Below are 26,200 nucleotides of genomic sequence, written 5' to 3' on the forward strand. Positions count from 1 at the left end.
GGCTATTTCAGGGACGTCCACATGCCGCTCGCCGAAGCCTTGCCCCAAACCGCACCCAGCCTGACCGCCGTACTGTTCGGCCTCAGTGGCTGCCTGGTGGATTTCGGCGCGCACACGCACCGGCACGGCAGCCACTCGGCCGAACACGCCGAGGCCACGCCCGGCGCACTGGATAGCCTGCGCAGCTTGCAGCGCCAGCAAATCCCCTGCGCCTGGCTCGATGAACTGCCCCCTGCCCTCAGCCAATCCCTGGCCGCTGCGCTGCCGGAATGGATCAAACCCTCGCAACATTCAGCTACAAACAACCCATGGCCCGCCCCGAATGCCTGCTGGCACGCCTTGATGACCCTGAACGTCGAGCGACTCGACGGCTGCGTACTGGTGAGCGGCGAACCCCGTTTGCTGCAAGCGGGGCTCAATGCCGGGTTGTGGACCATCGGTCTGGCGTCCTGCGGCTCGCTGTGCGGGCTGGCGCCCGAGCAATGGCAAGCGCTGCCCCCGCAGGAGCGCGACATCAAACGCGCCAAGGCGACGATGCAACTGTTTGGTCTGGGCGTGCATTCGGTGATCGATCACCTCGGTGAACTCGATACCTGCCTGGCCGATATCAGCTTGCGTCGGCTCAAGGGCGAAAAGCCCTGATCGAGATCATGCACGTTGGGCGCGAGTGGATTAATCTAAAGGTCAGACATCGACCTTTGGCCTGCCGCCATGGTCTATGCCAGTGCCTATCGATAAAAGAAGGAAGAACGCCATGCCTGCCCGCGAACTGCAAGAACAGCTCAATGCCCTGCGCGAGCAATTGGAACAGAATCCTCCATTGTCCGAAGCCGAACGCGCAGAGTTGAACGAACTGATGCAACAGATCGAGTTGAAGCTTGAACTCGAAACCAAAACACAGGATTCCAGCCTCGCCGATGGCGTCAACCTGGCCGTGGAACGCTTCGAGCTCGAACACCCTACCCTTGCCGGCACCCTGCGCAACATAGGACAGGCCTTGGCCAACATGGGGATCTGAAACCAACAATGCCTTTGCAGGAGCGAGCTTGCTCGCTCCTACAGGGTTTCGTTACTGACGGACCAGGCGATGGTTCGGCAGCTGCACCTCTTCAGTGCTGCGATACGGGTTGATATCCAGCCCGCCACGACGCACATAACGCGCATACACCGTCAGTTTCTCTGGCTTGAGCAACCGCTGCAGGTCGAGAAAGATCCGCTCTACACACTGCTCATGGAAGTCCGAGTGCTGGCGGAAGCTGACGATGTACTCGAGCAGGCTCGCATGATCCAGCGCCGCGCCACGGTACTCCACCGCGACGCTGCCCCAGTCCGGCTGGCTGGTGACCGGGCAGTTGGACTTGAGCAAATGGCTGTGCACGCTCTCCTCGACAATGCGCGAATCATCGCAACGCAGCAGTTCCGGCCGTGGATGCTCGTAGTTGCTGACGCTGATATCCAGTTCATCGATGCACACGCCCGGCAAGACCACGACGCCTTCGCTCTCGACATCCTTGAGACTGCGAATGCGCACACCCACCGGCTTGCCGGCAGCCGCCGACAAGTCCTTGACCAGCGTCGCCTCAAGGCTCGCGGTATCGGCAAACGGCGTCTGGTTCAGGGAGTTGAGGTAGAGCTTGAACGACTTCGACTCGATGATGTTCGGCGAATCCGCCGGAATGCTGAATTCGCCGATCGCCACCACCGGCTTGCCCGACGGCAGCAGCCAGGACAACTCGAAGCAGTTCCAGAAGTCCACGCCTTTGTACGGCAGGGTTTGCGCCGTCAGGCCCAGCTCCGCCCACTTCGCGGTGCGCGGGATCGGGAACAGCAAGGACGGCGTGTAGGTGGCGATGTATTCGCTGGACTTGCCCAGCGGCGAGTGTTCGGCTGCGGGATGCATGGCGGAAACCTGACTGAAGAATCAGCGGATTCTATCAGCCTTTGCTCCCGCCTTTGAGTGCTTACTGACTGACAGTCAGTTTGCCGACCATGCCGGCCTGGTAATGACCGGGAATATTGCAGGCAAACTCAAGGCTGGTGGCCTTGCTGAAGGTCCAGGTCAGCTCGGCGGTCTTGCCCGGTTCCACCAGCACGCTGTTGGGGTCATCATGCTTCATGCCGTGGTCCATTTTGCTGTGATCCATGCCGGCCATTGCCTTCATACCGGTTGGCGCCAGCATGCCGCTCTGTTGCATCTGCAACATTTCCTGCTGGTGCCTGGCGTGCAATGCCGCATCCCCCAAGTTGAACTCATGCAGCAACTGGCCTTTATTGACCAGCACGAAGCGCACGGTTTCCCCGGCCTTGATATCGAGGGACTTAGGCGTGAAGGACATGTCCCCCATCTCCATCTCGATGCTGCGGGTCGCCTTGGCCGCCGAGGCCGGTTGACCGAAATCGTAGGTATGCCCGGCGTCTGCCCACACCGGTGAACTCAGCGCCAGCAAACACAGGATTTGCGCCACGGATTTGCGTAAAAACATCGTCATACTCCAACAAGTTAAGGCTCAGCATGCGCAAAACTCTAAACTGCTGCCACTGCCCGTAACCTGACAGCCAGATTACAACTTTGTCAGGTTGCCCTGTGCGAATGCTGCCCACGGTATAAAGCCTTCGTTCCACTTGCCATGAGTCGCCCATGAAACTGCTGATCGTCGAAGACCAACCGAAAACCGGCCATTATCTGCGCCAGGGCCTGACCGAGGCCGGGTTCAACACCGAACTGGTGGCCGACGGCAACACCGGTCAGCAATTGGCCCTCAGCGGCGAATATGCCCTGCTGATTCTTGATGTGATGCTGCCGGGTCGTGATGGCTGGCAAATTCTCCAAGCGGTGCGCAGCGCCGGCCTGGACACGCCGGTACTTTTTCTGACCGCCCGTGACGCCGTGGAGGACAGGGTTCACGGCCTCGAACTGGGCGCCGATGACTATCTGGTCAAGCCGTTTGCCTTCTCCGAGCTGCTGGCCCGGGTCCGCAGCCTGTTGCGTCGCGGCAGCACCACGCCGCAGGAGACCAGCCTGCAACTGGCCGATCTGCGCCTGGACCTGATCCGGCGCCGGGTCGAACGCAGCGGCCAGCGTATCGACCTTACCGCCAAGGAATTCGCCCTGCTGGAAATGCTCCTGCGCCGCCAGGGCGAAGTCCTGCCCAAGTCGCTGATTGCGTCCCAGGTCTGGGACATGAATTTCGACAGCGACACCAATGTCATCGAGGTGGCGATCCGTCGCCTGCGCCTGAAGATCGACGATGAATTCCCCAACAAGCTGATCCATACCGTACGCGGCATGGGCTACGTCCTTGAAGAGCGCCCCGCCTGATGCGCCGTCTCTCCTTGAGCAGCCGCCTGGCGCTCCTGTTTGCCGCATGCACCGCCGTGGTGTCGTTGTTCGCCGGGGTGCTGTTCAGCCGCGCCAGCGAGGCGCACTTCGTTGAACTCGACCAGCAACTGCTGGACGGCAAGCTGATTGGCTTGCGTCGGGCCCTGCACGACTTACAGTCGAGTGACAGCGAAGTGAAACTGGCCGAGGAGTTGAGCCGGCAGGCTGACCTGTCCCTGCGAATCACCGGCAGCGACGGCCAGCGCTGGTATGACAGTTCGACCAACATTCCCCAGGCACTGCCGCGCCGGTCCGGATTGTCGACGGTGAGCCATGAAGGCACAGATTACCGCGTCCTGAATGCACCGCTTTTCGCGGACAAACCCGAGTCACCGCAACTGACTCTGCTGTTGGACATCACCCATCACCAGCACTTTCTGCAACGCATGCAGCATTTGATCTGGCTGACCGTCGGCCTGTCAGCCCTGGCCACCGCACTGCTGGGCGCCTGGGCGGCACGCAGCGGCTTGCGCCCGTTAAGGCGGATCAGCGCGGTGGCCAGCGGTGTTTCCGCGCAATCGCTGAACTCGCGACTACCTGAAGAAAACATGCCACCGGAACTGGCGGAAATGGCCCACAACTTCAACGCCATGCTCGGACGCCTCGACGACTCGTTTCAGCGCCTGTCGGCCTTCTCCGCCGACATTGCCCATGAACTGCGCACGCCATTGTCGAACCTGCTGACCCACACCCAGGTCACCCTCACCCGCCCTCGCCCCATCGAGGACTACCGCGAAGCCCTGCACAGCAACCTCGAAGAGCTGCAATGGATGGCGCAACTGGTCAACGACATGCTCTATCTGGCCAAGGCTGACCATGGACTGTTAATCCCCAAGCGCGAACCGCTGGAACTGGGACAGGAAACGGATCTGCTGCTGGAGTTTTTTGCGCCGCTGGCGGAAGACGCGCAGGTAAAACTGAGTCGTGACGGCAATGCCCGCATCGAAGGTGACCGCAGCATGTTGCGCAGGGCACTGTCGAACCTGCTGGACAACGCACTGCGTTTCACGCCGATCGATGGCGAGGTTCGGGTGCGAATCGTCGATCAGCCAAAAGAGTTGCGCCTGACCGTTGAAAACACGGGCCAACAGATTTCCAAAGATCTATTGCCGCGCTTGTTTGACCGGTTTTACCGGGCCGATCCTGCGCGTCGTGAAGGCAGTAGCGAACATGCGGGACTGGGACTGGCGATCACCCAGTCGATCATCCGTGCCCATGGCGGGCAGATTCGTTGCGAATCGGAGAATGGGTGGACGCGGTTTGTGATCGAGTTGCCAAGGGGGGATTGAGGCCGGCAGGTACAGCCCCATCGCGAGCAAGCTCGCTCCCACAGTTGACCGAGTTGACTCAGATCTACTGTGGGAGCGAGCTTGCTCGCGATGGCGGTGTTACTGGTTACGAATATCTAAGTGCATGAGCCGGCTCGATCTTCGCCGCACGCCAGGCCGGGTAAACCGTGGCCAGGAAGCTCATGACAAACCCCGCCGTGCAGATCAGCGCCACATCCGCGCCTTGCAACTCAGACGGCAGGTTACTGACGAAGTACACGTCGGAACTGAAGATGTGCTGCCCGCTGACCCGCTCGATCCAGCCCACGATCTGGCTGACGTTCAGTGCGGCAATCACGCCCAATACACCGCCAATCAAGGTGCCGACGATGCCGATCACCGTGCCCTGCACCACGAAGATCGCCATGATCTGCCGTGGCGTGGCGCCGATGGTGCGCAGGATCGCGATGTCCGCACCCTTGTCGTTCACCACCATGATCAGGGTCGCGATGATGTTGAACGCCGCCACCGCGACGATCATCAGCAACAGCAGGCCGATCATGGTTTTTTCCATCTTCATCGCGCTGAACAGGCTGCCCTGGGTGTGGGTCCAGTCGTCAGCCTTGTAGGCGGCGCCCAGTCCCGTGGCGATGTCGTTCGACACTTGCGGCGCGGCATACAAGTCCTTCACCGCCAGGCGCACGCTCTGCACCTGATTCGGCTCCCAGTGCTGCATCTGCGCGGCATCGGCCATGTGGATCAGCGCCATGGTGCCGTCCAGTTCCGCACCGACCTTGAACACGCCGACCACATTCAGCCGCTGCATGCGCGGGGTAATGCCGCCCGGCGCATTGCTGACCTCAGGCACGATCAAGGTGATCTTGTCGCCCACGTTCAAGCGGAAGCGGCGCGCCGTGATCTGCCCGATCACCACGCCGAATTCGCCCGGCTTCAGGGCTTCCAGGCTCCCCTGAACGATGTGCTTGGCAACGATCGACACCTGGCCTTCCAGCGCCGGGTCGACACCGCTGACCTGGATCGGCTGCATCGTGCCCTTGTAGGACAGCATGCCCTCCATCTCGGTGAACGGCACCGCCGCCGTCACTTCCGGGTTTTTCATCGCGGCCGCCGCCACGGGCTTCCAGTCGTCAATCGGGTTCACGCCGACGATGGTGGCGTGCGGCACCATGCCAAGGATGCGCGAGCTCATTTCGCGCTGGAAGCCGTTCATCACCGACAGCACCACGATCATCGCCAGCACGCCGAGGGCGAGGCCGATCATCGAGGTCATCGAGATGAAGGAAACAAAGCGATTGCGGCGCTTGGCGCGGGTATAGCGCGTGCCGATAAAGATCGATAACGGTCTGAACATTCGCTGGGGCACCGTATAAAAATATAAGACCCGACGCACCTTTCGGTCGCGTCGGGTTTCAATCCGTTAGATGGGAGTCAGGCAACCTTCCTGCAAGTGCAGGACGCGGTCCATCTGGCGGGCGAGGTTCATGTCGTGGGTCACCACCAGGAACGCCGTACGCATCGAGGTGCTGAGCTCCAGCATCAAGTCCTGGATCCCCTGGGCGGTGTGGGAATCGAGGTTGCCGGTCGGCTCGTCGAGCATCACCAGGCCCGGATTGTTCACCAGGGCGCGGGCGATGGCCACGCGCTGACGCTCACCACCGGACAGTTCGGCCGGCTTGTGCTCCAGGCGATGTCCCAGCCCTACCCGCTCCAGCAACGCCTTGGCACGCTGACGCGCTTCGGGGATCGCGGTCTTGCCGATCAGCAACGGCATGCAGACGTTCTCCAGGGCGGTGAATTCCGGCAGCAGGTGGTGGAACTGATACACGAAGCCGAGGGCGCGATTACGCAGCAGGCCGCGTTTCTTCTCGCTCAGCGCCGACAGTTCTTCACCGTCGAGCCAGACGCTGCCCTTGGTCGGTGTATCGAGGCCGCCCAGCAGGTTGAGCAAGGTACTTTTGCCCGAGCCCGACTTGCCGACAATCGCCACACGCTCGCCCGGGTGCAATTCCAGTTGCAGGCCGGCCAACACTTCCACCGATTCCGGGCCTTCCTCGTAGGATTTGCCCAGGCTGCGGCAGCTCAAGATTGCTTTATCACTCATGCCCGACTCACTCATAACGTAGCGCCTCCGCAGGCTGGGTGCGCGCGGCACGCCAGGCTGGATACAGGGTGGCGAGGAAACTCAGGACCAACGCCGCGGAGCAGACCATTACGACGTCCTGGCTCTGCACCTGCGACGGCAGGTAATCGATGAAGTACACGTCGGCGTTGAGGAACTTGTGCCCGATCAGGCCTTCGAGGGCCGAGATCGCGGCGCTGACGTTCAGCGCGGCGAAGATCCCGACCACCGCGCCGATCGCGGTACCGACTACGCCGATGACAGTGCCTTGCACCATGAACATGCGCATGATCGTGCCCGGTGTGGCGCCCAGCGTGCGCAGGATCGCGATGTCGCCCTTCTTGTCATTCACCACCATCACCAGCGTGGAAATGATGTTGAACGCAGCGACGGCAACGATCAGCAGCAGCAACAGGCCGATCATGGCTTTTTCCATGCGGATCGCCTGGTACAGGTTGCCGTGGGTGCGGGTCCAGTCGCGGGCGTAGTAGCGGTCTTCGCCGAGGTCGCGGGCGATGCTCCACGCGGTGCGCGGCGCCTGGAACAGATCGTCGAACTTCAGGCGCAGGCCCTGGACCTGATCCGGTTTCCAGCGGTGCAGCCGGGCCAGATCCTGCAGGTTGGTGACGCCAAGATAGCCATCGAGCTCACCGGCGCCGACATGGAAGATGCCGACCACGGTAAAGCGCTTCATGCGCGGGAACATCCCGGCCGGGGTCACCGTGACTTCGGGCGCGACGAAGGTCAGCTTGTCGCCGATGGCCGCACCGAGCTTGGCCGCGGCCTTGTCGCCGATGACGATGCCGAACTCACCCGGCACCAGGTCGTCGAGTTTTCCCTGGGTCATGAATTGATCGATGATCGACACCTGGCGCTCTTGCACCGGGTCGATGGCATTGAGCAGGACTTTCGAGACCTTGCCGTTATTGGTCAGCAAACCCTGCATTTGCGTAAACGGCGCCACGGCGGTCACCTGCGGGTTCTGCTTGACCTTCGCGGCCAGGCCTTGCCAATCGCTGATCGCCTCACCGGACTCGATGGTCGCGTGGGGCACCATGCCCAGCACGCGGGTGCGCATCTCATGATCGAAGCCGTTCATCACCGACAGCACCACGATCATCACGACCACGCCAAGGGCGAGCCCGATCATCGACGTCAGGGAAATGAATGACACAAAATGATTGCGACGCTTTGCACGGGTGTAACGCGTGCCGATAAATACGAAGAGAGGTCTGAACATGTCGGGGCTTGTTCGGAGGGAAAAGGAACGTCCTTGTGGCGGGGGTCGATAACCAGCTTTACACTCAGACCACCGCCGCTACCATGGGTTCGCCATGTCGACATTAGATGAAGAAGATCGCCGCGAATACTACCGTATCGAGGATACGATCGCACTGGAAATTCGGCCCCTGTCCGCTACTGAAGCCACAGGCCAGGAAGTGTTGCAGGATGCTTCCCCACTCTTCAACTTGCTCAGCGAACTGCACCTGAGCGAATTCGAGTCGCAACACCTGTTGCGCCAGATCAGCGAACGCGACCGGAACCTCGCGGCGTTCCTCAAATCCCAGAACAAACGCATCGACTTGCTGAGCCAGGTGATCGCCATCACCGCGCTCGGGCAGATCGGCGAACCGCAGCCGGTGATCATCTCCGAAGGCGGCATCGACTTTCAGCATCCATCGCCCATTGCCACCGGCGCACACCTGTCGGTCAAGCTGGTGCTGATGCCGCAAGCCCTGGGCCTGCTGCTGCGCGCCCGCGTCACCCATTGCGACCGCAAGGGCGACGGCTATGACGTCGGCACCGAGTTCGAACACCTGACCGACGCCCAACGCCAACTGCTGGCCCGCCACATCTTGCAAAAGCAGGCCCAGGAACGACGCCTGGCCCGCGACCAACTCGAATCAGGCAATTAAATTAAGGAAGAACCGTGACCCTCATCTACGGCCATCGCGGCGCCAAGGGCGAAGCACCGGAAAACACCCTGACCAGCTTTCAGGAATGTCTCAAGCACGGCGTGCGTCGCTGCGAACTGGACCTGCACCTGTCCATGGACGGCGAGCTGATGGTCATCCACGACCCGACCCTCAAGCGCACCACCGACCGTCGCGGCAAGGTCGTCGAACACACGGCGGCCGAGCTTGTGACCTATGACGCACGCAAGGGTGGACCGGGCTGGATCAAGCCTTGCCCGATTCCGACGCTGGAACAGCTGTTCGAGCAATGCGACTTCGATCACTGGCAGCTGGAAGTCAAAAGCGCATCACGGATGCGTGCCGCAACTACCGTGCTGGCGATTCGCGAAATGGTGCAGCGTCATGGTCTGATGGACAAGGTGACCATCACCTCGAGTTCCCGTGAAGTGCTCAAGGCTGCGCTGGAACTGGTGCCGGACGTGTCCCGCGGGCTGGTGGCCGAGTATGCCTGGCTTGACCCACTGAAGGTCGCCGCCAGCTATGGCTGTGAGATTCTGGCGCTGAACTGGACCCTGTGCACGCCGGAACGCCTGCAAAGGGCGCAACGTCAGGGGCTGCATGTGTCGGTATGGACCGTCAACGAGCCCGCGCTGATGCGCAGACTCGCCGACTTCGGCGTTGACAGCCTGATTACAGACTTTCCCGGTTTGGCCACCGCCACGCTCGAGAATTGCTGAAATCGGTCTCCCCGGCCGGCTCAGGCCACCGGCCGGAGCCCGTCAAAAAAGCCGGTTGAGGCCGTCGTACGCGGCTACCCGATAGGCCTCGGCCATGGTCGGGTAGTTGAACGTGGTGTTGACGAAGTACTTCAACGTGTTGAGTTCGCCCGGCTGGTTCATGATCGCCTGACCGATGTGCACGATCTCCGACGCCTGATAACCGAAGCAGTGAACACCCAGCACTTCCAGGGTTTCACGGTGGAACAGGATCTTCAGCATGCCTTGCGGCTCGCCGGCGATCTGCGCCCGCGCCATGCTCTTGAAGAAGGCCTTGCCCACTTCGTACGGCACCTTGGCCTGGGTCAGTTCCTGCTCGTTCTTGCCGATCGAGCTGATCTCCGGAATGGTGTAGATGCCGGTCGGCACGTCATTCACAAAGCGCCAGCTGCCGTTATCGACGATGCTGCCAGCGGCCGAGCGACCCTGGTCGTGGGCGGCACTGGCCAGGCTCGGCCAGCCGATCACGTCGCCGGCGCCGTAGATGTTCGGCACGCAGGTGCGGTACGCCTCGTCGACTTCGATCTGGCCACGGCTGTTGACCTTCACGCCGATGTTTTCCAGGCCCAACTGATCGGTGTTGCCGGTACGACCGTTACACCAGAGCAAGGCGTCGGCCTTGATCTTCTTGCCGGACTTGAGGTGCAGGATCACGCCGTTGTCCACGCCTTCGACGCGGTCGTAGTCTTCGTTGTGGCGAACCGTGATGTTGTTGTTGCTGAAGTGATAACTCAGGGCCTGGGAAATTTCCGAGTCGAGGAAGCTCAGCAACTGCCCACGGTTGTCCACCAACTCAACCAATACACCCAGACCGCTGAAGATCGAGGCGTATTCGCAACCGATCACGCCGGCGCCATAAACGATGAGTTTACGCGGGGTGTGGCCGAGGCTGAGGATGGTGTCGCTATCGTAGATACGCGGGTGGTGGAAATCGATGTCCGCCGGGCGATAAGGACGCGAACCGGTGGCGATGATGATGTGCTTGGCCACCAGTTTCTCGACCACGCCGTTGGCGCAGACCACTTCGATGGTTTGCTCGTCGGCGAAGCTGCCGGTGCCGAAGAACACGTCGACGCGGTTACGGGCGTAGTAGCCGGTGCGCGAAGCGACTTGTTTGGAGATGACCTTCTCGGCGCTTTTCAACACGTCCGGGAACGAGAACCAGCGCGGCTCACCAATGGCCCGGAACATCGGGTTGGTGTTGAACTGCATGATCTGCCGCACCGAGTGACGCAGTGCCTTGGACGGGATGGTGCCCAAGTGAGTGCAGTTGCCGCCGACCTGGCGACGGCTATCGACCATCGCCACCTTGCGCCCTGCCTTGGCGGCGTTCATTGCCGCGCCTTCCCCTGCCGGGCCGGAACCCAACACCACCACGTCGTAGTTGTAGACAGCCATGCGTACTCCTCAGAACAGGCCGCGGCACCCTCGGCACCTGCGGCTAAATCACGCCAATGCGTGGCATGAAGGAACAATTTGGGGCCAGTGCAGAACCCGGACACAGTCTATAGAAGCGTCAACGCCGCGCACATTAACCCTTGGTCGCGTCGTAGGCTACTTTTGCCTGCGCTACAACGCCAGTTTTCAATGCTCAAATCGCCGAAATCATTCGGTTTTTTCGCCACTGAGGCGTTCAAAAGCGCGACTGCTGCGTGTGACGAAACCTGTATCGGCACGAATCACAAAAAATGCGCCGATATCGTGTTTTTCTGCGTAGTCCCAACCGCGCTCCGGGCCGAGAATCAGCAACAGTGTCGATAAGCCATCGGCCATCAACGCAGAAGGATGAATCACTGTGACGGACGCCAGGGGGTGTGAGACCGGCGCACCGGTGCGGGCATCGAAGGTGTGGGAAAAACGCTGTCCGTCCTGCTTGAAATAATTCCGGTAGTCGCCGGAAGTGGACAGGCCATAGCCGTCGACAACAATGACCCGCTCCGCCACATGCCGGTCATCCCGCGGCTCTTCCAGGGCAATGCGCCACGGCGAGCCGTCAGCTTTCTTGCCGGACGCCTTGAGCTCACCCGTGGCCTCGGCGAGGTAGTCATGGATACCCATCGCCTCGAGTCTTGCGGCAATCGTGTCCACCGCATAACCGGCGGCAATGCTGTTGAAGTCGACCTCGACGGCGGCGTCCTTGCACAACCGGTCACCATCGATGCGCAAATGCTGGTGACCGACGCGCTTGCGGACTTCGGCGAGCGCGTCGGCGGTCGGGACTTTTTCCCCGCGGGCCTGCGGACCAAACCCCCAGAGGTTCAGCAACGGCTCCACCGTCAGGTCGTAGGAACCGTCGCTTTGCACTGACAGTTGCTCGCCCACGCGGACCAATTCGAGGATCGACGCCGGCATTGCCTGACAGCCGTTGGCCGGCAATGCATTGAAGCGCTCGATGTCCGAGTCGCTGCGGTAGGTCGACATTTGCCGGTCAATGTCAGCGAGGATCTGCTCGACCTGGACACGGACTTCGTCCGGCGCCGGAAGGTCGGCATGGCGCACATACTTGATCGAATAAGTGCTGCCCATGGTCGGGCCGCCGAAGCTCTCCAGAGTGTCGTCGTTGCCGCAGCCTGATAGTGCGCCGAGCAGCAAAAATGCCACCCTCTGCCACCTGATCAACAATTTCCGAGCTCCCCAATGCATCCCCTGACACACCGCCAGGGCCAGCCATTATGCGATAGAACCGTGGGTGCGGGCTTGCTCGCGAAGAGGCCATCACATTCAGCATTGATAGCTCTCTCAGACCGCTATCGCGAGCAAGCTCGCTCCCACATTGGATAGCTGGCGTGATCACTACCGTGCAAACACCACCATACCCTGTGGGAGCGAGCTTGCTCGCGATGAGGCCAGTGCGAACAACACATCCCCCAATAGACAAAAGCAGCACAAACAAAAACGCCCCGACCAAGGCCGGGGCGTTTTCATGTGCAGCTAAGGCTTAGCGCGGGAATGCTGGCGGGTTTACACCGGCCATGTCTTCCATCACGCGAACCACCTGGCAGCTGTAACCGAATTCGTTGTCGTACCAGACGTACAGCACAACGCGGTTATCCTGGGTGATGGTCGCTTCAGCGTCCACTACGCCCGCGTGGCGCGAGCCAACGAAGTCGGTGGAAACCACTTCCTGGGAGCTGACGTAGTCGATCTGCTTGTGCAGATCCGAGTGCATGGCCATCTGGCGCAGGTACTCGTTGATCTCTTCGCGAGTGGTGGCCTTTTCCAGGTTCAGGTTCAGGATAGCCATCGACACGTTCGGCGTAGGAACGCGAATCGCGTTACCGGTCAGCTTGCCCTTCAACACTGGCAGAGCCTTGGCGGCTGCAGTGGCGGCACCGGTCTCGGTGATTACCATGTTCAGCGGCGCGGCGCGGCCACGACGGCTGCCCTTGTGGAAGTTGTCGATCAGGTTCTGGTCGTTGGTGAACGAGTGAACGGTTTCGACGTGGCCGTTGACGATGCCGTACTTGTCATTCACAGCTTTGAGCACCGGCACGATGGCGTTGGTGGTGCACGAAGCGGCCGAGATGATCTTGTCGTCAGGGGTGATTTCGCCGTGGTTGATGCCGTGCACGATGTTCTTCAGCGCGCCCTTGCCAGGTGCGGTGAGGATTACGCGGGCAGCGCCCGGGCAAGCCAGGTGCTGGCCCAGACCATCGGCGTCACGCCATACACCGGTGTTGTCGACGATCAGAGCGTTTTCGATGCCGTACTGGGTGTAGTCGACTTCGGCCGGGCTCTTGGCGTAGATAACCTGGATCAGGTTGCCGTTGGCGGTGATGGTGTTGTTGGCTTCATCAATGGTGATGGTGCCATCGAACGGGCCATGAACCGAGTCGCGACGCAGCAGGCTGGCACGTTTGACCAGGTCGTTCTCGGCGCCCTTGCGGACCACGATGGCGCGCAGACGCAGGCCGTCGCCACCACCGGTTTTCTCGATCAGGATGCGCGCCAGCAGACGGCCGATACGACCGAAGCCGTACAGGACAACGTCGGTGCCTTTGCGGGCGGAAGCGTTCTGCTGGCCAACCACGTCGGCCATCTCTTCACGGACGAACTGCTCGGCACTACGGCCATTGCCTTCGGCCTTGTATTTGGCCGCCAGCTTGCCCAGGTCTACCGAAGCGGCACCGAGCTTGAGCTCGCTCATCGCCTTGAGTAGCGGGAATGTTTCGTGGACGGAGAGTTCGGTTTCGTCGGTCTGGCGATGACGGGCAAAGCGGTGCGCTTTGAGGATCGAAATCACCGAGCGGTTGATCAGGCTGCGGCCATAGATCGAGCTCACCACGTTGTTATTGCGGTAGAGCTGACCGATAAGCGGAATCATCGCTTCTGCGAGTGCTTCACGGTCGATCCATTCACCAAGACACTGGTCGGGCTTCTGAGTCACGGGAACCTTCCACATGTAGGGGCAGAAAAAAGGGGCTACATTATGCCGCCGAGTGACAGCGGTAGCAATGCGCGCCCGTCGCGCTTTACGTAACAAATCGTCGTTCAAAAAAATTACGCCTCGCTCCAGCCCAATAAAACCGGGGCTTTCAGCACAGTCAATTTTTTGGAGCCAAAGTCTCCTTATCCGTAACCCTCCGTAACACTCGTTGTTTTTGCCACTACATATTCATTAATTTTAGGTAAAAAAGCGCAGAATTTTGTCTTTACCACTACATTTCGCCAAACCCGTGCTTTAGACACAGTCAGCAACTGACAGGCGGCATCGTAGACCGCTACAATTACCGACTTTGTCGCAACGCTTGGAGCTCAACCTTCCGTGCCCGTTCTGCGTCTACCGCTTCTCCCTGCCGCGGCAGGTAAACAGCACTGGGGCAACCTGCCCGGTGCCGCCCTGAGCCTGGCCATTGCCGAGGCCGCCAGCGCTGCCAAGCGCTTTACCCTGCTGCTGACCGCCGACAGCCAAAGTGCCGAACGGCTGGAACAGGAGCTGGCTTTCTTCGCCCCGGATTTGCCCGTATTGCACTTTCCCGACTGGGAAACCCTGCCCTACGACCTGTTCTCACCGCACCAGGACATCATTTCCCAACGTATCTCGGCGCTCTATCGACTGCCGGAGTTGAGTCATGGCGTGCTGGTGGTGCCGATCACCACGGCCCTGCACCGCCTGGCGCCCACCAAATTCCTGCTCGGCAGCAGTTTGGTGCTGGATGTCGGCCAGAAGCTAGACGTCGAGCAAATGCGCACCCGGCTTGAAGCCACCGGTTATCGCTATGTCGATACCGTGTACGAGCATGGCGAGTTCACGGTCCGCGGCTCGTTGATCGACCTGTTCCCGATGGGCAGCAAACTTCCATACCGCATCGACCTGTTCGACGACGAAATCGAAACCCTGCGCACCTTCGACCCGGAGAATCAACGCTCCATCGACAAGGTCGACTCGGTCAAACTGCTGCCGGCCAAGGAGTTCCCGCTGGAGAAAGAAGCCGTGACCCGCTTCAAGGCGCGTTTTCGCGAGCGCTTCGATGTCGATTTCCGTCGCTGCCCTATCTTCCAGGACTTGAACAGCGGGATCACCCCGGCCGGTATCGAGTACTACCTGCCATTGTTCTTCGAAGAAACCTCGACGCTATTCGATTACCTGCCACAGGACACGCAAGTGTTTTCCCTGCCGGGCATCGAACAGGCCGCCGAGAATTTCTGGAACGATGTGCGCAATCGCTATGAAGAACGCCGTGTCGATCCTTCCCGTCCTTTATTACCGCCAGCCGAGTTGTTCCTTCCAGTGGAAGACTGCTTCGCGCGCCTGAAGAACTGGCCGCGCGTAGTGGCCAGCCAACAGGACATTGAAAGCGGTGGCGGCCGCGAGCGCTTCCCGGCTCGAGAACTGCCGAACCTGGCCATCGAAGCCAAGGCCACCCAACCATTAGCGGCACTGGCTGGTTTCCTCGACGAATTCCCCGGTCGCGTGTTGTTTACCGCCGAATCGGCAGGCCGCCGCGAAGTGTTGCTGGAGCTGCTGGAACGCCTGAAGCTGCGACCAAAAACCGTCGACAGCTGGCCGGACTTTGTCGCCGGCAAGGAACGCCTGGCGATCACCATCGCCCCGCTCGACGAAGGCTTGCTGCTCGATGACCCGGCCCTGGCCCTCGTCGCCGAAAGCCCGCTGTTCGGCCAGCGCGTGATGCAGCGCCGTCGCCGCGAAAAACGCGCCGATGCCAACAACGATGCCGTCATCAAGAACCTCACCGAGCTGCGCGAGGGTGCGCCGGTGGTGCACATCGACCACGGTGTCGGCCGCTACCTGGGCCTGGCGACCCTGGAAATCGACAGCCAGACCGCTGAATTCCTCGCCCTGGAATACGCCGAAGGCGCCAAGCTTTATGTGCCGGTGGCCAACCTGCACCTGATCGCCCGCTACACCGGCAGCGACGATGCCCTGGCCCCGCTGCATCGCCTGGGCTCCGAGACCTGGCAGAAAGCCAAGCGCAAAGCCGCCGAACAGGTGCGCGATGTGGCCGCCGAGTTGCTCGACATCTATGCACGTCGCGCTGCCCGCGAAGGCTACGCTTTCGCAGATCCGAAGGCCGACTACGCCACCTTCAGCGCCGGTTTCCCGTTCGAAGAAACCCCGGACCAGCAAACCACCATCGAAGCGGTGCGCGAAGACATGCTTGCGCCCAAGCCGATGGATCGCCTGGTGTGCGGCGACGTCGGCTTCGGCAAGACCGAAGTGGCAATGCGCGCCGCGTTCATTGCAGTGCACGGCGGTCGCCAGGTAGCGATCCTGGTGCCGACCACCCTGCTCGCCCAGCAGCACTACAACAGCTTCCGCGACCGCTTTGCCGACTGGCCGGTGAGCGTGGAAGTGATGAGCCGCTTCAAGTCGGCCAAGGAAGTGAATGCGGCGGTCGCGGACCTGGCCGAAGGCAAGATCGACATCGTCATCGGCACGCACAAGCTGCTGCAGGACGACGTGAAGATCAAAAACCTCGGGCTGGTGATCATCGACGAAGAGCACCGTTTCGGTGTCCGTCAGAAAGAACAGCTCAAGGCCCTGCGCAGCGAAGTCGACATCCTGACCCTGACCGCCACGCCGATTCCGCGCACGCTGAACATGGCGGTGTCGGGCATGCGCGACCTGTCGATCATCGCCACGCCGCCGGCCCGTCGCCTGTCGGTACGCACCTTCGTCATGGAGCAGAACAAGAGCACGGTCAAAGAGGCCTTGCTGCGTGAGTTGCTGCGTGGCGGCCAGGTCTACTACCTGCACAACGACGTGAAGACCATCGAGAAATGCGCTGCCGATCTGGCCGAACTGGTGCCGGAAGCACGGATCGGCATCGGCCACGGGCAGATGCGCGAACGCGAACTCGAACAGGTGATGAGCGACTTCTACCACAAGCGCTTCAACGTGCTGATTGCCTCGACCATCATCGAGACCGGCATCGACGTACCGAGCGCCAACACCATTATCATCGAGCGTGCCGACAAGTTCGGCCTGGCACAGTTGCACCAGTTGCGCGGCCGGGTCGGACGCAGCCACCACCAGGCGTACGCCTACCTGCTGACGCCGCCACGCCAGCAAATCACCCCGGACGCGGAAAAGCGCCTGGAAGCAATTGCCAACACCCAGGACCTCGGCGCGGGCTTCGTGCTTGCCACCAACGACCTGGAAATCCGTGGCGCCGGCGAACTGCTCGGCGACGGCCAGAGCGGGCAGATTCAGGCCGTCGGCTTCACGCTGTACATGGAAATGCTCGAGCGCGCGGTGAAGTCGATCCGCAAGGGCGAACAGCCAAACCTCGATCAACCGCTTGGCGGCGGTCCGGAAGTCAACTTGCGGGTACCGGCATTGATCCCGGAAGACTACCTGCCGGATGTCCACGCTCGCCTGATTCTCTACAAGCGCATTGCCTCGGCCACCGACGAGGACGGCCTCAAGGATTTGCAGGTGGAGATGATCGACCGTTTCGGCCTGTTGCCGGAACCGACCAAGAACCTGATCCGCATCACTGCATTGAAATTGCAGGCCGAGCAACTGGGTATCAAGAAAGTCGATGGCGGCCCCCAAGGCGGTCGCGTCGAGTTCGCCGCACAGACGCCGGTCGACCCGCTAACCCTGATCAAACTGATCCAGAGCCAGCCAAAACGCTACAAATTCGAAGGTGCCACGATGTTCAAATTCATGGTTCCGATGGAGCGCCCGGAAGAGCGCTTTAATACTGTAGAGGCGCTTTTCGAGCGCCTCGTTCCGAAAACTGCTTGAAGGACGCCGCATGCGCCTGTTTCGCTCACTGACCCTGCTGACCCTGTTGATGCCAGCGCTGGTCGCACCCACGGCATATGCCGATGACCTGTATCAGGTCGAAATGATTCTGGTCCGTCAAAACACCGTGCCGGCAATCGTCAGTCGCGCCGCGCCGGAAGACTGGGCCGCTGGCGCCCAACCGGTCAGCCCCGACAGCCTGCGCACGCCAAGCCTCAATGGCGAGGTGGAAAAACTCACCAGCAGCGCTGACTACACGGTGTTGCTGCACAAGGCCTGGCAACAGCCCCTCGGCGAAACCGCCAGCAAAGTGGCGATCAGCGACGGCAAGGAACAGTATGGTCAGTACCCGATCGAGGGCACACTGAACATGAAACTGGGGCGCTTTACCGACGTCGACGCCGATTTCTGGGTCAACCAGATCGATGCCAATGGCATGGTGACCGCCAGCGAGCGCTTGAAACAGGAAAGCCACACCAAAAACGGCCAATTGAACTTCCTCGACAACGGCCACCTCGGCCTGCTGATCAAGATCACCTCGCTGACCGCCCCCGCCCCCCGAGCAGCTCCCGAAGAAATTCCGGACTGATTCCCAATGTCCGCGACCCTGAGCAAACCCCTGGCACCGTCCTGGGTCAGCCGATTCAAGGAACAGAGCCTGGAGCGTGGCCGCCGCTACGCGCTGGAGAATCGTGTCAGGATCGTCGAAGCCGGCGACGCAACCATCGTCGCCGCGTGTGAAGGCTCGGGCGGTAACGTTTACCGCCAGACCATTCGCCTGCGCGAGTCAGCCAAGGGCACTCTGCTGATGGTCGACGCCACCTGCTCCTGCCCGGTCCACAGCAACTGCAAACATTGCGCGGCGGTGCTCCTGCAAGTGCAGGAAACCCTCGACTACCCCGCTGCCGCCAAAGATGCCGAACTCCTGGAAAAACTCCAGGCAGTCCTGGAAAACCGCAGCCCGAAAGCACCGCCGCAAGTGCTGGTGGACAATGTGCAGCCCGTTCCGCGCCTGTGGCTGGCCAGCATCGAGTTCAGCGCGTTCGAACCGCGCAACGGTCGAATGCAGCGTTACATCCAGCATCGCGCGGCGCTGTCTTTCAGTTACCTGGACGAGTACGTTTCCGGGCAGAAAAACACCGACATCCTGATTCGTCAGGAAACCCAGACGCTGCGGATAAAACGCCACCCGGAAGTGGAACAGTCCTACCGAGAGCAACTGCGAATCCTCGGCTTCAAAATCGCCACCCGGCAAAGCAAGGCCCTGCCGGAAAGTGCCGGCGAGCTGTTCGAGATGGTCAATGACAGCGCCTGGCTGACCTTTACCCTCAATGAACTGCCGAAGTTGCGCACCCAGGGCTGGGAATTGCAGATCGACGAGGACTTCGGTTTCGACCTGACGGCGGTAGACGACTGGTACGCCACGGTCGACCAGGCACCGGAGCGAGACTGGTTCGACCTGGAACTGGGGATCATCGTCAACGGCGAACGCCTGAGCCTATTGCCGATCCTGCTCAACCTGATGCGCTCCCACACCGAAATCCTCAACCCGGAGCGCCTTGCCCGACGCCGCGACGACGAGCTGATCCTGGTCAATATCCCCAATCGCCCGAACTCCGGGCACGGCCCGCTGCAAGTCGCCCTGCCCTTCGGCCGCTTGAAACCGGTGCTGGCCACCCTCGGCGAGTTCTACCTGCAGGAGCCCGGCGACACCACGCTGCGCCTGAGCAAGGCCGATGCCACACGCCTGAACCCACTGGAAGACATGCCACTGCTCTGGGAGGGTGGTGAACAGATCCGCACCTTTGCCCAGCGCCTGCGCGACATCAAGGACCACACGGCCGTCGCCCCGGACGGCCTGAATGCGACGCTGCGTCCGTATCAGCTTGAGGGCTTGAGCTGGATGCAATCGCTGCGGCAACTGGAAGTGGGTGGAATCCTTGCGGATGACATGGGCCTGGGCAAAACCCTGCAGACACTGGCGCACGTCCTGAGCGAGAAAAACGCCGGTCGTCTCGATCGGCCGTGCATGGTGGTGATGCCGACCAGCCTGATCCCCAACTGGCTCGACGAAGCGGCGCACTTTACGCCGCAGCTCAAGGTACTGGCGCTGTACGGTGCCAGCCGCAAAAAACACTTCGACAAGCTGGCCGACTACGATCTGATCCTGACCACCTATGCGCTGCTGCCCAAGGATGTCGAACGCCTGGCGGCGCAGCCCTTGCACATACTGGTGCTAGACGAAGCGCAATACATCAAGAACCCGACCAGCAAGGCCGCCCAGGCTGCCCGCGAGCTCAATGCCCGGCAGCGCCTGTGCCTGAGTGGCACGCCGCTGGAAAACCATCTCGGTGAACTCTGGTCGCTGTTTCACTTCCTGTTGCCCGGCTGGCTGGGCGACGTCAAAAGCTTCAACCGCGATTACCGCGTGCCGATTGAAAAACGCACCAGCGAGGTCAGGCTCCAGCACCTCAACGGCCGGATCAAACCTTTCCTGCTGCGCCGCACCAAGGAACAGGTTGCCACCGAGTTGCCGCCGAAAACCGAGATCATCCACTGGGTCGAACTCAATGAGGCCCAGCGCGACGTGTACGAAACCATGCGCCTGGCCATGGACAAGAAAGTCCGCGACGAGATCACCCGCAAAGGCGTGGCCCGCAGCCAGATCATCATTCTTGAAGCCCTGCTCAAGTTGCGACAGGTGTGCTGCGATTTGCGCCTGGTCAACGAGGCGACCCTGCCAAGCCGTGGCAGCACGTCAGGCAAGCTCGATAGCCTGATGGAAATGCTCGAGGAATTGTTCGAGGAAGGTCGGCGGATCCTGCTGTTCTCGCAGTTCACTTCAATGCTGTCACTGATCGAAGACGAACTGAACAAGCGCGGCGTGGCCTACGCTCTGTTGACCGGCCAGACCCGCGACCGCCGCACACCGGTGAAGGAATTCCAGAGCGGCAAGCGTCAGATTTTTCTGATCAGCCTGAAGGCCGGTGGCGTTGGCCTGAACCTGACCGAAGCGGACACGGTGATTCATTACGACCCGTGGTGGAACCCGGCGACGGAAAACCAGGCAACCGACCGTGCGTATCGCATCGGCCAGGAGAAGCCGGTGTTCGTCTACAAACTGATCGCGCGCGGAACGGTGGAAGAAAAGATTCAGCACCTGCAAAAGGAAAAATCCGACCTCGCGGCCGGCGTATTGGATGGGCGCAAGGCCGGGGACTGGAAACTGCAGAGCGATGATATCGAGGCGCTGTTTGCGCCGCTGCCGGAAAACCTCGAAAAACGTTGAGATCTGTGGCGTTTTTTAGTCCGTCATCGCGAGCAAGCTCGCTCCCACAGTGTCCGCAAAAGACGCGGACATTGTGGGAGCGAGCTTGCTCGCGATGAAGTCAACTCGGTATCAAGCGGGACTCAGCCCTTGAGCACCCTCGCCAGCGTCGACTTCACCTTGCCCATGCCGTCATGCAACGCCTGCTCGATCTCGGCCATGGTGATCACCGCCGTCGACTTGCCCGCCGCCGGGTTCACCACCAGCGCCAGACAGGCGTAATCGAGTTCCAGCTCGCGGGCCAAGGCGGCTTCCGGCATACCGGTCATGCCGACGATGTCGCAGCCATCGCGCTCCAGCCGGGCGATTTCAGCCACTGTCTCCAGGCGCGGCCCTTGAGTGCAGGCATACACACCATGACTGCTGTAGCCCACGCCTTCCACCGCCAATGCCGCAATCAGTTGCTGACGCAATGGCTCGCTGTAGGGGTAGCTGAAGTCGATATGGGTGACGTGCTCCAGGTCATCGGCAAAGTAGGTGTGCTCACGACCGCTGGTGTAGTCGATCAACTGATGCGGCACGCAGAAATGCCCGGTGCCCATCGCGGCATGGATGCCGCCCACGGCGTTGACTGCCAGAATGGCTTCGGCACCGGCCTGCTTCAGCGCCCAGAGGTTGGCGCGGTAGTTGACCTGATGCGGTGGAAAACGATGGGGATGACCGTGACGCGCGAGGAACAGTACTTCCTTGCCGGCATACTCGCCGATCTGAACGTCGGCCGAAGGTGCGCCATAAGGCGTGTCCACTGCCAGTGACTGGCGAATGCTCAGGCCTTCGAGTTGAGTCAGGCCAGTGCCACCGATAATCGCGTAAACCGTCATAACGAACAGTCCTTAATCAATCAATTGAGCTTCTTTGAGCGCGCCGACAGCGGCCAGCCAGCGCGGGTCTTGACGGTATTCGGTGCTGGCAAACGACTGGCCGCGCATCCGCGCAATGCGCTCGGAAGGCTTGACCTTCAGACGCTGGGCAGCGCTCAGGGCCAGTTCGGCGGCCGCACGGTCGTTGCACACCAGACCCATGTCGCAACCGGCAGTCAGCGCCGCTTCGATACGGCTGGCGGCATCGCCGACCACGTGAGCGCCCGCCATGGACAGGTCGTCACTGAAGATCACGCCATCGAACTGCAACTCGCCACGCAGGATGTCCTGCAACCAGCGGCGGGAGAAGCCGGCGGGCTGGGAATCGACTTGTGGATAAATGACATGGGCCGGCATGACCGCGGCCAGTTGCTTGCTCAGCTTGGCAAACGGCACCAGGTCATTGGCGCGGATCTCGTCGAGGCTGCGTTCGTCGTTGGGAATCGCGACGTGAGAATCCGCTTCAGCCCAGCCGTGGCCGGGGAAGTGCTTGCCGGTGGCGGCCATCCCGGCGCTGTTCATCCCGCGGATGAATGCACCCGCAAGCAAGGCAGCGCGCTCGGGATCGCCTTCGAACGAGCGAGTGCCGACAACGGCGCTGCGCTGGTAATCCAGGTCCAGCACCGGGGCAAAGCTCAAGTCCAGGCCGACAGCCAACACTTCGGTGGCCATGATCCAGCCGCACTGCTCGGCCAGGTATTCGGCGTTCGGGTTGTCGGCAATGGCGCGCATGGCGGGCAATCGCACGAATCCCTGGCGCAGGCGCTGCACGCGGCCGCCCTCTTGATCCACCGCCAACAGCAGATCGGGACGAATGGCGCGAATGGCCGCACTCAGCTCGCGCACTTGACGCGGATGCTCGATGTTGCGGGCAAAGATGATCAGGCCACCCACTTCGGGCTGGCGCAACAATTGGCGATCTTCAGCCGTCAGCCAGGTACCGGCGACGTCCACCATCAACGAGCCTTGCAAGCCAGCAGTCATAGAAATTCCTTGATAACAGAAAACCCGGCCCACACGAATTCGCCGCCAGACGCTGTGCCCGGCAGGTCGGCGATTTCAATGGGAAACGGGTTCAGAACGAGAGTCGGCATGGGCGGCTAGCTTAGCGGATGTCAGCTGCCGCGCCCACCCGTGTGCGGTTAAACCTTGGCGGCAACCGGTGTCGATTTGCTACGCGGACGCAACTGGGCCGTGGCCATGGCCGTGTCGGTAACGCCGGATTCGGCGCGCATGCCGGCAGCCAGGAACGGCACCATCAGGCGCATGACCTGCTCGATCGAGGTGTTCACGCCGAAATCGGTTTCGGCAATCGCGCGCAAGGCCTTGATACCGGACATGCTGAACGCCGCCGCACCCAGCATGAAGTGCACGCGCCAGAACAGTTCGATAGGTGGAATACGTGGCGCCGCTTCGTTGACCAGCATCATGTAGCGGCGAAACACCTTGCCGTACATGTCTTCCAGATAACGACGCAAGTGCCCCTGGCTCTGGCTGAACGCCAGTCCCAGCAAACGCATGAAGATAGACAGGTCGTTGCCACTGCGCGGCTGCACCACCAGTGCCTGCTCGACGAGGATTTCCAGCAACTCTTCGAGTGTCGGCTTGATTTCAGGCTTGGCCTGACGCCGCTCCAGCTCTTTATCGAGGCTGATGCAGAATGGCCCGAGGAACCGCGAGAAAACCGCTTGAATCAACGCCTTCTTCGAACCGAAGTGATAGTTCACCGCCGCCAGGTTGACACCCGCCTTGCTGGTGATCAGACGCAACGAGGTTTCGGCGAAACCTTTTTCCGCGAACAACTGCTCGGCGGCATCAAGAATGCGTTCAACGGTTTCCGACTGGGCCATGGCTACTCCGCCTGACAAACACTTGTTTGAAACATACGTTTCAGCCTGTGCATTGTCAAGTCTGGCAGTTCGTTTCGGGAATGGTCGGTCAGACATTTAACCACACAACGGCAAAGCTTCAATCCATCGGCTGTTTGACCGTCCGGCGGCGACTGAAAAATGGAGCATTGCCAAGACCGACTTACTGTATATAATCCCAGTCACTGTATAAAAAAACAGAGCGATCGATATGCTAAAGCTGACGCCACGACAAGCAGAGATTCTGGCCTTCATCAAGCGTTGCCTGGAAGACAACGGGTATCCACCCACCCGCGCGGAAATCGCTCAGGAACTGGGTTTCAAGTCACCCAATGCGGCGGAAGAACACCTCAAGGCACTGGCCCGCAAGGGTGCAATCGAGATGACGCCTGGCGCCTCCCGTGGCATCCGCATTCCCGGCTTCGAAGCCAAGGCCGACGATTCCACCCTGCCGATCATTGGCCGGGTAGCAGCCGGCGCCCCGATTCTTGCGCAGCAACACATCGAAGAGTCCTGCAACATCAATCCCGCCTTCTTCCATCCGCGCGCCGACTACCTGCTGCGCGTCCATGGGATGAGCATGAAGGATATCGGCATTTTCGACGGCGACCTGCTGGCGGTCCACACCACCCGCGAAGCCCGTAACGGCCAGATCGTCGTTGCGCGGATCGGCGACGAAGTGACCGTCAAGCGCTTCAAGCGTGACGGCAGCAAAGTCTGGCTGATCGCCGAGAACCCCGAGTTCGCCCCTATTGAAGTGAACCTTCAAGACCAGGAACTGGTGATCGAAGGCTTGAGTGTCGGCGTCATTCGCCGCTAAAGGAGGCACCATGCAGCTCCCACAGACATCACCACAGCAAACCCAACTGCCGTTGTTCGAAGCGTTCATGGCACAGCCATTGGCGCCGATCCTGAAAGACGTAGTCGAGTCCCCCTGGAGCGCCGAACCTGACGTTTTCAGCGAGCTGTCACTGCGTGGTGCAGCCGGGAACTGCCTGAGCCTTCTGGCACCGATCCTCAGGGAATTGAGCCAGGACCAGGACGCACGCTGGCTGACGCTGATCGCGCCACCCGCCAGCCTGACTCAAGCCTGGCTGCGAGATGCCGGCCTTAACCGCGAGCGCATTCTGCTGCTGCAACCCCGGGGCACCCAGAGCGCCCAGCAACTGACTTGCGAAGCCCTGCGCCTGGGTCGTAGCCACACGGTGGTCAGCTGGATCAACCCGCTGAGCCCCCAATCGCGACAACAACTGATCAGCGCCGCCCGTACCGGGGACGCTCAGAGCCTGAATATTCGACTGGGTTAACCGGCGGACAAACGCGTGATTCACCGCGCAAGGCTTCTCCAGGGACAGAGAAGCCGATGAGTAACGACATCAGGAAAAGCGACAGGCGGCGGTCAATGCAGAACCCGCGACCCCTCTTCCTTGTCGAATTCGCCTTCAACCAGGCGACCGGCCATCTGAACGCCGACGCTCAACATCGCCTTGGCGACTTCCACGTGCTGCCCTTGCAGGAATGCCTTGGCGTCCTCGGAGAAATCCAAAGTAACCAGAGAACCCTCGTCCTCGGCCCTGCGCAGCTCGATACGGCCGTCTGGTAACTCGACAATTTCTAGAAAGGACGTTGGCATAAAGGACTGTTCTCCACGAAAGGCGGGGATTATATAGGCATCGGCCAGGCTTCGCTCGGGATCTTGACCAGATGCCATCCCAAAACTGTTTCTGTCAGCACTCGTTCAGGCCTTCGCGAAAGCGGATCGCCAACCCCTTCAGGTTCTGACGCCAACTCTCCAGCTCTTCCCGACTCAGCTCTTGCGGCGCCTCCTCTTCATCCAGATTGACAGCCTGAATCAGTGGCTGGGTCACGTCCCCTTTCGGCTTGTGGGGCGCGCGCGGCGGCTGAAACAACGCAGCATGGGCAGCCAACAACTTGGCCAGCCAGGTTTCCGGGTTATTGGCCAGCTCGACCAGCTCAGCCATTTCCGGAATGGCGATGGTGTCCAGCACCTCGCGAGTCAGCAACAACTCTGCACGGGGCGCATTGGCCTGAGGCAAGCGATAGAAACCGGCGATCTCGTGACACAGGCCCAGCAGCGCGCCGTACAGATGAAACAGCGCGGATTCGCGCCCAGCCTGGATCAGCGCCAGCGAATTCATCGCCCGCCCCTCTTCAGTGCGGGCCAGCGCTTCGAGCGACAAGCCGGCGAAATAAATCTTCTGATTGGTGCGGGTGTACAGTTCGTGGGCCATGACGGCAGCCTCCACAACGAAATAATTGCTTCACGCAGGTTTGACAGTGTCATGGATCAGCCGATCCGACCGCAAGCCCAAAACAAAAAAGCCGCATGAAAACCCGAGGGTTCTCATGCGGCCTTGCGCACTGTAGGAGCGAGCTTGCTCGCGATGGACCTGAGAGCAACGCGGGCATTCTGAAGGCCCGCGTCATCG

At 60.9% G+C, this 26,200-nt stretch carries 24 protein-coding genes; 11 read left to right on the plus strand and 13 right to left on the minus strand.

Annotation, left to right across the window (positions count from 1 at the left end; all coding sequences use genetic code 11):
• The first annotated feature begins 21 nt into the window (after window positions 1-21).
• Window positions 22-642 carry an HAD superfamily inactivated hydrolase PcrP gene (pcrP, locus tag AC1RP7_RS17480; protein ID WP_057715636.1) on the plus strand — a complete coding sequence of 207 codons (621 nt, stop codon included), beginning with the start codon at window positions 22-24 and terminating at the stop codon, window positions 640-642.
• Window positions 643-754: 112 nt separating this feature from the next.
• Window positions 755-1,018 (plus strand): DUF4404 family protein, encoded by a 264-nt coding sequence (locus AC1RP7_RS17485; protein WP_057715637.1) that lies wholly within the window; start codon window positions 755-757, stop codon window positions 1,016-1,018.
• 51 nt (window positions 1,019-1,069) lie between these two features.
• Here AC1RP7_RS17485 and queF read toward each other — a convergent pair whose 3' ends face one another.
• On the minus strand, window positions 1,070-1,900 hold the full coding sequence (gene queF / locus AC1RP7_RS17490; RefSeq protein ID WP_493181829.1) for an NADPH-dependent 7-cyano-7-deazaguanine reductase QueF: 831 nt from the start codon (window positions 1,898-1,900) through the stop codon (window positions 1,070-1,072).
• Between the two features lie 61 nt (window positions 1,901-1,961).
• A complete protein-coding gene (gene copI, locus AC1RP7_RS17495) occupies window positions 1,962-2,483 on the minus strand; it encodes a copper-resistant cuproprotein CopI (protein WP_429521333.1) in 522 nt (173 codons plus the stop codon).
• Window positions 2,484-2,638: 155 nt separating this feature from the next.
• Here copI and AC1RP7_RS17500 point away from each other — a divergent pair, with 155 nt between their 5' ends.
• Together AC1RP7_RS17500 and AC1RP7_RS17505 are read left to right on the plus strand one after the other, a co-directional pair.
• Entirely contained in the window at window positions 2,639-3,319 is a 681-nt protein-coding gene (locus tag AC1RP7_RS17500) for a heavy metal response regulator transcription factor (protein WP_057715640.1), read from the plus strand.
• Window positions 3,319-4,668 (plus strand): heavy metal sensor histidine kinase, encoded by a 1,350-nt coding sequence (locus AC1RP7_RS17505; RefSeq protein WP_493181828.1) that lies wholly within the window; start codon window positions 3,319-3,321, stop codon window positions 4,666-4,668. The genes AC1RP7_RS17500 and AC1RP7_RS17505 overlap by 1 nt, the downstream gene beginning before the upstream one ends.
• Before the next feature lie 106 nt (window positions 4,669-4,774).
• Here AC1RP7_RS17505 and AC1RP7_RS17510 read toward each other — a convergent pair whose 3' ends face one another.
• The 3 genes from AC1RP7_RS17510 to AC1RP7_RS17520 form a co-directional block, all read right to left on the minus strand.
• Window positions 4,775-6,019: a lipoprotein-releasing ABC transporter permease subunit gene (locus AC1RP7_RS17510; RefSeq protein ID WP_090454120.1), complete on the minus strand. Its 1,245-nt coding sequence runs from the start codon at window positions 6,017-6,019 to the stop codon at window positions 4,775-4,777.
• Window positions 6,020-6,085: 66 nt separating this feature from the next.
• Window positions 6,086-6,769, minus strand: coding sequence for a lipoprotein-releasing ABC transporter ATP-binding protein LolD (lolD, locus tag AC1RP7_RS17515; RefSeq protein ID WP_167362852.1), 684 nt, complete (start codon window positions 6,767-6,769; stop codon window positions 6,086-6,088).
• A 7-nt stretch (window positions 6,770-6,776) separates the two neighbouring features.
• On the minus strand, window positions 6,777-8,027 hold the full coding sequence (locus tag AC1RP7_RS17520) for a lipoprotein-releasing ABC transporter permease subunit (protein ID WP_493181826.1): 1,251 nt from the start codon (window positions 8,025-8,027) through the stop codon (window positions 6,777-6,779).
• A 94-nt stretch (window positions 8,028-8,121) separates the two neighbouring features.
• On the opposite strand from AC1RP7_RS17520, the gene AC1RP7_RS17525 reads away from it, so the two are divergent.
• Together AC1RP7_RS17525 and AC1RP7_RS17530 are read left to right on the plus strand one after the other, a co-directional pair.
• Window positions 8,122-8,703, plus strand: a complete 582-nt coding sequence (locus tag AC1RP7_RS17525; protein WP_429521335.1) for a PilZ domain-containing protein — start codon at window positions 8,122-8,124, stop codon at window positions 8,701-8,703.
• A 14-nt stretch (window positions 8,704-8,717) separates the two neighbouring features.
• Window positions 8,718-9,440: a glycerophosphodiester phosphodiesterase gene (locus tag AC1RP7_RS17530; RefSeq protein WP_057715645.1), complete on the plus strand. Its 723-nt coding sequence runs from the start codon at window positions 8,718-8,720 to the stop codon at window positions 9,438-9,440.
• A 42-nt stretch (window positions 9,441-9,482) separates the two neighbouring features.
• Here AC1RP7_RS17530 and sthA read toward each other — a convergent pair whose 3' ends face one another.
• The 3 genes from sthA to AC1RP7_RS17545 form a co-directional block, all read right to left on the minus strand.
• Window positions 9,483-10,877, minus strand: a complete 1,395-nt coding sequence (gene sthA, locus AC1RP7_RS17535; protein WP_007984277.1) for a Si-specific NAD(P)(+) transhydrogenase — start codon at window positions 10,875-10,877, stop codon at window positions 9,483-9,485.
• Between the two features lie 207 nt (window positions 10,878-11,084).
• Window positions 11,085-12,122, minus strand: coding sequence for an FAD:protein FMN transferase (locus tag AC1RP7_RS17540; RefSeq protein WP_493181824.1), 1,038 nt, complete (start codon window positions 12,120-12,122; stop codon window positions 11,085-11,087).
• Between the two features lie 295 nt (window positions 12,123-12,417).
• A complete protein-coding gene (locus tag AC1RP7_RS17545; RefSeq protein ID WP_090454111.1) occupies window positions 12,418-13,881 on the minus strand; it encodes a glyceraldehyde-3-phosphate dehydrogenase in 1,464 nt (487 codons plus the stop codon).
• Between the two features lie 363 nt (window positions 13,882-14,244).
• Here AC1RP7_RS17545 and mfd point away from each other — a divergent pair, with 363 nt between their 5' ends.
• The 3 genes from mfd to AC1RP7_RS17560 are packed head-to-tail and all read left to right on the plus strand — an operon-like array spanning window position 14,245 to window position 20,983.
• Window positions 14,245-17,694 (plus strand): transcription-repair coupling factor, encoded by a 3,450-nt coding sequence (gene mfd / locus AC1RP7_RS17550; protein ID WP_057715648.1) that lies wholly within the window; start codon window positions 14,245-14,247, stop codon window positions 17,692-17,694.
• 10 nt (window positions 17,695-17,704) lie between these two features.
• Window positions 17,705-18,283 (plus strand): CsiV family protein, encoded by a 579-nt coding sequence (locus AC1RP7_RS17555; protein ID WP_057715649.1) that lies wholly within the window; start codon window positions 17,705-17,707, stop codon window positions 18,281-18,283.
• Window positions 18,284-18,289: 6 nt separating this feature from the next.
• Window positions 18,290-20,983: an SNF2-related protein gene (locus AC1RP7_RS17560; protein WP_349736682.1), complete on the plus strand. Its 2,694-nt coding sequence runs from the start codon at window positions 18,290-18,292 to the stop codon at window positions 20,981-20,983.
• A 122-nt stretch (window positions 20,984-21,105) separates the two neighbouring features.
• Here the strand turns inward: AC1RP7_RS17560 and AC1RP7_RS17565 are convergent, their stop codons facing one another.
• The 3 genes from AC1RP7_RS17565 to AC1RP7_RS17575 all read right to left on the minus strand — a co-directional run bounded on the left by AC1RP7_RS17565 (window position 21,106) and on the right by AC1RP7_RS17575 (window position 23,732).
• Window positions 21,106-21,843 (minus strand): S-methyl-5'-thioinosine phosphorylase, encoded by a 738-nt coding sequence (locus AC1RP7_RS17565; protein WP_349736683.1) that lies wholly within the window; start codon window positions 21,841-21,843, stop codon window positions 21,106-21,108.
• 12 nt (window positions 21,844-21,855) lie between these two features.
• Window positions 21,856-22,866 carry a beta-N-acetylhexosaminidase gene (gene nagZ, locus AC1RP7_RS17570; RefSeq protein WP_056722002.1) on the minus strand — a complete coding sequence of 337 codons (1,011 nt, stop codon included), beginning with the start codon at window positions 22,864-22,866 and terminating at the stop codon, window positions 21,856-21,858.
• A gap of 158 nt (window positions 22,867-23,024) precedes the next feature.
• Window positions 23,025-23,732 carry a TetR/AcrR family transcriptional regulator gene (locus tag AC1RP7_RS17575; protein WP_007974041.1) on the minus strand — a complete coding sequence of 236 codons (708 nt, stop codon included), beginning with the start codon at window positions 23,730-23,732 and terminating at the stop codon, window positions 23,025-23,027.
• Window positions 23,733-23,961: 229 nt separating this feature from the next.
• Between AC1RP7_RS17575 and lexA the strand changes: the two genes are divergently transcribed.
• Window positions 23,962-24,570, plus strand: coding sequence for a transcriptional repressor LexA (lexA, locus tag AC1RP7_RS17580; protein ID WP_007995278.1), 609 nt, complete (start codon window positions 23,962-23,964; stop codon window positions 24,568-24,570).
• Window positions 24,571-24,580: 10 nt separating this feature from the next.
• Window positions 24,581-25,057 carry an SOS-induced cell division inhibitor SulA gene (gene sulA / locus AC1RP7_RS17585; protein ID WP_349736684.1) on the plus strand — a complete coding sequence of 159 codons (477 nt, stop codon included), beginning with the start codon at window positions 24,581-24,583 and terminating at the stop codon, window positions 25,055-25,057.
• A gap of 92 nt (window positions 25,058-25,149) precedes the next feature.
• Here the strand turns inward: sulA and AC1RP7_RS17590 are convergent, their stop codons facing one another.
• Together AC1RP7_RS17590 and AC1RP7_RS17595 are read right to left on the minus strand one after the other, a co-directional pair.
• The gene (locus AC1RP7_RS17590; RefSeq protein ID WP_046041430.1) at window positions 25,150-25,383 is read right to left on the minus strand and encodes a hypothetical protein; all 234 of its coding nucleotides are present in this window, start codon (window positions 25,381-25,383) and stop codon (window positions 25,150-25,152) included.
• Window positions 25,384-25,477: 94 nt separating this feature from the next.
• On the minus strand, window positions 25,478-26,002 hold the full coding sequence (locus tag AC1RP7_RS17595) for a DUF6586 family protein (RefSeq protein ID WP_057715652.1): 525 nt from the start codon (window positions 26,000-26,002) through the stop codon (window positions 25,478-25,480).
• Between the last annotated feature and the right edge of the window lie 198 nt (window positions 26,003-26,200).

The organism is Pseudomonas sp. GW822-FHT01E03 (assembly GCF_058802985.1).